This window comes from Natrinema pallidum DSM 3751 (assembly GCF_000337615.1).
In the GTDB taxonomy this organism is placed as follows: domain Archaea; phylum Halobacteriota; class Halobacteria; order Halobacteriales; family Natrialbaceae; genus Natrinema; species Natrinema pallidum.
This window is the reverse complement of record NZ_AOII01000054.1, coordinates 1-7,899: the sequence shown is the minus strand read 5'-3', so window position 1 is coordinate 7,899 and position 7,899 is coordinate 1. Positions and strand designations below refer to the sequence as shown.

At 51.6% G+C, this 7,899-nt stretch carries 8 protein-coding genes; 2 read left to right on the top strand and 6 right to left on the bottom strand.

Features of this window, described 5'->3' with window-relative positions:
* The 4 genes from C487_RS21315 to C487_RS20275 form a co-directional block, all read right to left on the bottom strand.
* On the bottom strand, positions 1-254 hold a 254-nt coding region (locus C487_RS21315; RefSeq protein WP_206538379.1), incomplete at its 3' end, for a hypothetical protein.
* Positions 255-886: 632 nt separating this feature from the next.
* Entirely contained in the window at positions 887-1,834 is a 948-nt protein-coding gene (locus C487_RS21515; protein ID WP_006185503.1) for a DUF4268 domain-containing protein, read from the bottom strand.
* 350 nt (positions 1,835-2,184) lie between these two features.
* Positions 2,185-2,604, bottom strand: coding sequence for a uracil-DNA glycosylase family protein (locus tag C487_RS20280; protein ID WP_152422491.1), 420 nt, complete (start codon positions 2,602-2,604; stop codon positions 2,185-2,187).
* Between the two features lie 388 nt (positions 2,605-2,992).
* A complete protein-coding gene (locus C487_RS20275) occupies positions 2,993-3,325 on the bottom strand; it encodes a hypothetical protein (protein ID WP_152422490.1) in 333 nt (110 codons plus the stop codon).
* A gap of 546 nt (positions 3,326-3,871) precedes the next feature.
* Here C487_RS20275 and C487_RS09360 point away from each other — a divergent pair.
* Positions 3,872-5,518, top strand: coding sequence for an MBL fold metallo-hydrolase (locus tag C487_RS09360; RefSeq protein ID WP_006185502.1), 1,647 nt, complete (start codon positions 3,872-3,874; stop codon positions 5,516-5,518).
* 155 nt (positions 5,519-5,673) lie between these two features.
* Here the strand turns inward: C487_RS09360 and C487_RS09355 are convergent, their stop codons facing one another.
* Positions 5,674-5,853 carry a hypothetical protein gene (locus C487_RS09355; RefSeq protein ID WP_006185501.1) on the bottom strand — a complete coding sequence of 60 codons (180 nt, stop codon included), beginning with the start codon at positions 5,851-5,853 and terminating at the stop codon, positions 5,674-5,676.
* A 468-nt stretch (positions 5,854-6,321) separates the two neighbouring features.
* Positions 6,322-6,882, bottom strand: a complete 561-nt coding sequence (locus C487_RS09350) for a hypothetical protein (RefSeq protein ID WP_006185500.1) — start codon at positions 6,880-6,882, stop codon at positions 6,322-6,324.
* Positions 6,883-7,159: 277 nt separating this feature from the next.
* On the opposite strand from C487_RS09350, the gene C487_RS09345 reads away from it, so the two are divergent.
* Positions 7,160-7,462 (top strand): hypothetical protein, encoded by a 303-nt coding sequence (locus C487_RS09345; RefSeq protein ID WP_006185499.1) that lies wholly within the window; start codon positions 7,160-7,162, stop codon positions 7,460-7,462.
* Positions 7,463-7,899 lie beyond the last annotated feature (437 nt).

Here is a 7,899-nt window from a genome sequence, read left to right as displayed (position 1 = left end):
CCGAAGCAACGTCTTGCAGGGTCGCGGTTGTGCTGGACACACTTTCCGCACCCTGCTGCTTCGTACGTGACGCTTTCTATGACACGCTCATGGAAGCAAACACGTTTGGCGGTACTGTTCCGACTGTGATCCCTAAGCGTGACGCTGGCCGGCATCAGCGAATCGCTGATCTTGATCTCCGTACGATCCATGACCAGCATACTGCTGAAGCCCACATTACTGACTGGAAGTTCGAAGACTTCCTTGACTCGCATGTGTTTACCCCCATAGAGTTCCTGGCTGAGCCACTGAGACGGCTGAAAACAGCACCCTCTATTTGATTTATATATCTCTCAGTNCGGATTTCTAATTGAATTCCCCGATTTTGAACCTACTGTCCTCCTGCGATTTCTGGGGGTAAACACATACCTTGACTCTAAAGCAGACTCTTCCGATGCAAAACTCACACTCACGCCCGAGAGAGCGTCAGTTATATCCTCGTACAGAGACTCACACTGGTCTTGGAAGGAAAGTACAGGCTCGGGAAAAGCGACGTATCGCGGGCAAGAGTTCCTCGAAGTATTCGATCGGTTCTACCTACTCGATACGACTCCGCACTTTACGTGGGGCGATGACGAGACGATGGCAATGATTTTTCGCTGCGATGAATGGCAGACGATCGGCTATGTTATCTCAGTACAGAACTCTTCGGCAGATCCTTCTGAGACAGCAGTGCGACGCTGCCCCACTTGTGATAGTCGACTTGAATGCGATCCGTCAACCGGGAATTGGATCTGTCAGTCCCCGAAATGTGGATTTCGATCTATTAAATTAGAGTAGGAGTGGAACAGCGTATACTATTGGGAATTGACATCGAATTTCACCGGCTAGCATTCCACTACTATACCTACACTTGCTGTAGCCGATCGTAGAACACGTCATAAAACTGTTCACCATTTTCAACCATCCAGTCGAGATACTCATCCCACTGCCCTTCGTCACTGATATCGCCCTGTTTCGCGATCCAGATCCGACTTCGTTTCTTCCCGGAACGAGTTTCTTCAGGTTCGTCCCATACGAGTTCCTGATCGAACTGGCGGTCGATTTCGTCGCAGTCCTCTTCTAACTGCCAGTACGCGTCGGCATCATCCCGAATAACAAGACCGACCCCGAGTTCATTATCGCGTGTATTGATTGTAAACTGGAGTTCGAAGCCTAATTTGCCAATGGAGAGATTGTGATAATAACTGGGATACGGTTTTCGAGCACTGAGTGCGGTTTCTCGTTCTTCAATACGATCACGAAACGCAGTCCAATACTCTTCTTGTAGCTCCTCTGTCTCAGTCAACTCGTCGTCGGACCGTTGTGCTTTTTCTTTCCACTCGCTTGGCTCAATGATTGGGTTGAGGCGAACGGCTGGCTCTGAGTCGCCAATTTTCCAGACCTCTAATCGGACAGCGAACAGATCTACTCCTTCCCGGCTATTTTCGTTGAGCCACTGCATTGCATCGCGGTGCTCGTCGTAGAATCGAGGTGCGATCCAGACGATAATATCTGCATCAACGCCTGAGGCATACGCGATCGATTTCCCCAGATGGTCGTGATCAGACGAGTTGAGTTGATTCTCGATAACAACGTTCCGATTATCATCGACAACCTCGGCCAAGATATCGACGTTGTACCTGCCAACGCTTTTCTCTTCCTTGATGACCTCTAACTCCAGCCCAAGTGTAGCTTCTAGCTCGGACTCATCCTCCGAACGGATTTCGTCAGCTATCCACGGTGTGAAATCCCGTGCCTCATCCGCCCAATACTCACGAACCTCCTGCGACTCAAGTGACCCGAACTCCGGCATGATAGAATCCACTCACCAGAGTCCCAAAAGCATACATAATTAGATCATCGGCACTGTCTAGCTCTGAACCACCTCAACTGGTGTTTTCCGTTGAGGGCTTGATGCAGTCTTTGCTGGTTGTAGTCTTATACGAACTGTTCAAGCCATTCGTGGATGCTCGCTCAGAGATGAATAAAGAGAAGAAGGTTTCATGTTCCGTTGGAGGTTGAACAGGGCTAAACCAGAATATATCTATCCAGATTATGACTACTATGAAACGAGGTTATTGACGGACACACATGCGTTTTGGATCATCTTCAGGTGGTGCTTGGATATCCAAGATCTGAGGAGCTTGATACCCTGAACCGCTGTTATGCTTGTATTGAAGCAGACAAACGGTTTTTTGTTTCTTTCACTGGATCATTTGACGGAAGGTATGCACTGGCATTCATGTAACCTCTCTGGGAGGTGTGATAAAGGGGGATGACTTTTGCGTCTACGCCTGTGGGCCCATTGTATCGGTAAGGTCGTCCGTGAACCTTGTAGGTCGTGTTCGACACTTGATGTTCGCTTTCTGGTGTAATACGGTCATCACTGGAGAAAAATCGGGTCCAAGGAAGTTTTCCTGAAACAATAATGAGTTCTGGGTCAACGGCTGCAAGTTCTTCTTCTAACATCGCATTCGGGATCTGGTCTGCACTCCCCAATCCATCCAGTAGAGTGCTGTCGTCATCCAAAATATTTGCACAGTCTATTGATCCCCCCTCATTTTTAAGCCAGTTTTTGAGCACCGTGTCGTCGATTGTTGCGTATTTGAACCAGTTTGTGTAGTATAGATGGTCGGTTAGCTCTGGAATCTGGTCTTTTGTTGGTGCCGAAAGGGTATCCGGTATTTTCCCTGCATCTGATAATTCTTGGAAGATGCAGTCAACGTAGTCTGCTACTGTTTCGTCATTGTGGGTGAGTAACCATTTTAGCCCTACACGGTTCCCTTCTGTTCTACTTTCCTCTATATTTTCGACATCGTTAGTTCCGAGATGAGCATGTGTTTACCCCCATAGAGTTCCTGGCTGAGCCACTGAGACGGCTGAAAACAGCACCCTCTATTTGATTTATATATCTCTCAGTGNACGGCGGTCGAATTTTACGGATTTCTAATTGAATTCCCCGATTTTGAACCTACTGTCCTCCTGCGATTTCTGGGGGTAAACACATACCGAGATGATAATTGAGATCTGATTCTACGTCCCCTTCTGATGATAAGACAAGCTTCGGATTAATATTGATAATGGCGATGTCTTGATTTTCATTCGTAGTTCCCCGCTCAAAGCCATGGAGACCAATTTCTTGTAGTGAGGAGAGTGTTCCAGCAGCTTTCGCTTTTCGCTTGATTTCTTCTGCAGTCCCTGTGTGATCAAATGTGGAGAGATATTTGAGTGGGTCGTCAGTGCCAGCAGCTTTAAACCAGCTCAGATATGCACAGCGCCATGAGTTCCAGTCAACTTTTGACATGAGATGGTGTCAGTCTCACTTTCTTTTATAGCTTGTGTTATTAATACTCTGTCATGATTCTGCATTAGGTGTAGGAGAGTCGTAAATGAGTATGGTTATTCGATGGGTTCGTGTGTTGCATCAAACTGTGGGCCATCACGTCGTTGAGGGGAATTCGATATGATGAATCGGGCCGGGCGCGGAAGAACGTGCCTCGCACCTTTTGGCGCGGACAAACATGCTGCGGTATAGGTACGGATGCAAACGGCAGGCGTCCAGGTGTTCTCGAGTTGAGAGGAAGGAGGACAGCTGTGACAGTCGAGCTTCATCGGCTCCTTTGCGTGTTAACCAACAAACCTACTCTTTCGACCATTATTGTTGGTTAAGACTGCGACGGAGGACGTTGGAGTTCATGTGTCGATTTCATCGTGAAAATGTCTGGTTCAACTGTTCTACTCTCGTCGGTCGGGTCAGATGCTATCGACGGTGACCGCGTGATCCGGGTGACTCTTCTGAAAGAATATTTCCTGGGTTTATACAGAGTAACCACCAAGATAGATAAAACGCATGCGTGTCTCCTATCAACATGCGAATGTTAACAGCGGCAACGAATCGACGCTACTGCGGTTTACAGCTGCGGATGGCACGCGGGCCTGTATTCTCGTCGATTCAGGAGATGGCGTCGATCTCGACACACTACTTGCAGACGACGAGTATTTGAACGCGATCTTACTCACACACCCGCATATCGATCACTATCGCACGCTCGCAACGAACCTACGACACAGTGCCCCGATCTATACCGCAGACACAACTGCCACTATCCTCGAGCAGGCCCTGCCGGAGGCCACACAGGACAACGACCTTGGGGATGTCTCCGCCGCTCTCGACGCCCTCGAACCAATCGACGACTGGACATCGATTCTCAACGGACTCGAGGTCCGGCCGGTCGCCGCTGGCCACACGCCTGGTGGGGCAGGGTTCCTGGTCCGGTTTCGCGATGAGACTGCGACTGACGGCCCCCTCGACGGGGAGCAACACATTCTCATCTCAGGAGACTTCACGACGCGACCGTGTGCGGGATTTCCGGGGCTGGCAACATCGTATCCGTTCAATGTCGACTGTCTGCTGCTAAACGTCGCGAGCAACGATTCCTACACAACGGCGCTGAATGAGTCGCTTCAGTTGACCCTCGAACATGCGTATGCTGGCTCACGAGTGGTCGTCGCAGCGAGTTCGCTGACTGGCGTTCACTACGCGACACTGCTGGGTCACTGTACAGAAATACTCGAGCGCGAGGTTCCGATCACGCTCGTCGGGCAGGCTGCGAAACTCTACGACGGCCTCGAGTACGATGTGTCTGGGGTCGAACCGACAGCGGTCTTCGACCGGACGAACGAGGTCCTGGCAGATGGCGGGATCACGATTGCAGGACCGGAGACGCCAACGACCGGCAGTACACAGCGACTCTTTCGAGCGATCGCCGACGACCCTGCTGCTGCGTTCGTTCAATTGACGATGGAAGACGAGGTCGACCCGTCAGACACCCGCTGTACCACACAGACGTTTCCACTGTCGAACCATCCCAGTAGCGAGACGATTTCCGACATCGTTCACGACATCGCTCCGAAAGAGGTCGTCATCAAGCACGCGAGCGGTGGGACGCTCAAGAAATTTCAGCGGCGCTTCGATCGCTGTTTCACGTGGGGAACGAACGATACAGGGACCCACTGTCTCTACGAGAACGGCGAGTGGCAGGTCCCCGACTGGATTACCGACTCGACTGCAAGTCGAATCCAAACCCGACAGTGGGAAGCTGTCCAAGAGCAGCCACTCGAGACCGACGCCTCGCTGCCTCACTGTCGACATGAGTCGATCAATCTCGAGGCAGAAGGTGTCGATTTCGATGCCCTCGAAGAGACGTTTTCAGGAGCTATCGAGGACCCATATGCTGGTACCGATCCAGAGAGCGATGGTTCGAAAGCAGCTGCACGCGATGCGGACGACCGACAGACCGATCGATCGTTCGAAGCAGACGTTCTCGCTCGTCTCGAGGCGATCGAAACGACGCTCGAACGATCCGAGGAAACGGTTTCAGCCCGCGTGTTGAGCGATGGTGCGGACACACAGGTCTTGGAACTCCTCGAGCACGCTGATGTCGAAGCTGGTGACGTGGTCGACGTAACAATCAAAACAGAACCGAGCGACGAATAGGACGGTATCACATAGTCACTGTCGCGTTTCTACCGTGCAACATGGCCGATCCACCCACCATCCTCCCTGGCAGTGTCCAAATCCCGCTGGCGACGATTGATACCCACCTTGCCGGGCACTTTTACAGATTTCTCGAGAAGAGAATCAGATCGCGTCTACCCTATCTCGAGTGTATCGACGGCCTCGGCAGGCCCGATGTCGTACTCGACGAGACGGTTCGCTGCAAGCTGCCACGCCTGTTCAGCGAGTTCGGGATCAGCGTTCTCATAGTGAACACTGAACTCGGTCAGTGCAACTGCGACGAGGAGATCCTCCTGTCGATCGGTGAGAGGCATCGCCGATGTTGGGTGCGGCTTCTCTGATAAACCTCAGGACTATCGTTGCTTGACTGGAGCATTTGTAGAAGAGAGGGATGGGGTATACCGACAGAATCGCCTCGTGAATATCGTCGAGAGGAACCTGCTTGTCATCGGTGACTCTCTGTTCTGGCCTATCCTCTGATTCCATCCTCCTGAGCAGTCTCTCGAGCGTCCGTTTGGAGGTGCTCATAGCGGGCTCACACCGCTTTGAACAGAACCGGCCGTACCCTGCCTGTTCACGGGCGAGTCTCGTACAGGTCGGTACTCGGCACTCGTCGCGGTCGGTCATCTGGCGATACCTCGTTTCATGAATTGAATCGTCTCAGCTCTGCCGGACGCTATTGCTGTGAATCTGGATTCCATACATCGTACAGTGGACTTTGTTCGCGTCCCCTGCACCACTCTAAGGGAGATAAATAACCTCGAATAAGCGAGTCCTCTCTCTTATCGAATGAATGTTCCATCTAGAGCAGGAACGAGTCCAGTTCGAATCTCGAGATCGACACGTCGAAGATGCTTACAGCCACTCTTTGGCTGGCGTTGTTTGAAGTCTGGGCAGCTACAGGTCTCTGCCTCGATGTCGAGTTCGTATGTGTTCCCGTTCTCACTGACGACCTCGTAGGTTGAGCCCACCTTGGCAAACCGGACGTCCATCTCCTCAGTTAATGCACGCCGGGTTCGCGGATCCTCGATCGAGTACCCTTCCGCCTCGAGTGGGGTCAGTGGTACTGGCGTCTCGCACTGATTTCGAAACTCGTCGCGATGGTTTCGTTCCTGACCACAGTTCCGACAGCGCCAGTAGCGCGTTCGGTACTCGTAACCGTCAGTGAGTTCCAAGTCATAGGGTGTTGGCTCCCTGCCTGGGAGCCACTCGTCGATCGCGATGAGCTCATGTCCGTTTTGTTGAGCAGTATCTCCAGAATAGTGTTGTTCCCGATCACTGGTATCGCTGTACTCGTGTCGCTCGTGGTGCTGTTCTCGGTGGATCGGCTGATCTGTACTCATAGCAACCTTGAGGCAAAGGTGAGAGAGGAAGTCAGAGAACGGCTCGCAGATCTATTCTGTGACTACCCGACAAGCGGTCAGTACAGTCCAAGGACATATCGCGCTGAGGAGAGACCCCTATCAAAGCTATCAGAAACCGTTTGCTGAATACAGAGCGCGAATCTCGCAGTATGTTACCTCCCAGTTCCTGCAGTGGAATCGCGTAGCACGGGAGAAGAGGTTCCACTGGAATCACATTGAGTCATTATTTTGTATCCTTAGCAGGAATGTATCGATTATGGTCCCCTATATCAGCGACGTTCTGTTCAACGAGCCACAAGGCCGTTCCGTCGCACTAGTTCAGTTTGGCGCGTCGCTCATCTTCTTGTGCATGTTCGTGTATGCTTGGAGTGTCGACGACGCTGGAAAATTTCTGTGGATACTATTTTTGATCGTCGGAAGTGCGCTGTCCGGAATCGCCGAGTCCCTCCCCGAGAACCGGCGACAGGCGGCGGGCATACTCCGCTTCGCGGGAATTCTCGTACTCCTACTTCTGTTGCTATCCGGCTTCCTCCGTCCTGACTTTCTTATTGGCGGGTAACCCTTGGGGTTGCCGTTCTCTGTACTAATCTTCTCCTTCGGGCTTATTGATTATTGTAGGGTCAATTCGCAGAGTTACTCCACCTGCTATCTTACAATCTATGGCTACCGACTGCATACACGCTCTGTATCTTGCACGGCCGTTAAACACCCTATCGAACTGGCAGAAATCTCTGCGGTCAGTACGCACCTGTAGTGAACAGCCAGTTCAGTCCAAATAGATCGAACGGAACCCCATGCGAATTGTTCTGTGGCACCTCCATGTACGGTCTTATCGACTCTGTCTTGAATTCACGAGGCGTCTTACAGCGGTAGGCTCCCAGTTGCTGTGGGGGTATTTTTAAGCCGTTCGTACGTGTTTAGCCCCAGTAAATTTCGCCACTGTCTCGTAGCAGGCGGCCAATCGGGGAGATATGCACCCTCAGCAAGGGCTAATTG

What these genes read in the sequence shown, in the direction of transcription:
- C487_RS09355 (WP_006185501.1), bottom strand. Translation starts at nt 5,853, where the DNA reads ATGCCTCTCACCGATCGACAGGAGGATCTCCTCGTCGCAGTTGCACTG.
- C487_RS09360 (WP_006185502.1), top strand. Translation starts at nt 3,872, where the DNA reads ATGCGTGTCTCCTATCAACATGCGAATGTTAACAGCGGCAACGAATCG.
- C487_RS09345 (WP_006185499.1), top strand. Translation starts at nt 7,160, where the DNA reads ATGGTCCCCTATATCAGCGACGTTCTGTTCAACGAGCCACAAGGCCGT.
- C487_RS09350 (WP_006185500.1), bottom strand. Translation starts at nt 6,882, where the DNA reads ATGAGTACAGATCAGCCGATCCACCGAGAACAGCACCACGAGCGACAC.
- C487_RS21515 (WP_006185503.1), bottom strand. Translation starts at nt 1,834, where the DNA reads ATGCCGGAGTTCGGGTCACTTGAGTCGCAGGAGGTTCGTGAGTATTGG.
- C487_RS20275 (WP_152422490.1), bottom strand. Translation starts at nt 3,325, where the DNA reads ATGTCAAAAGTTGACTGGAACTCATGGCGCTGTGCATATCTGAGCTGG.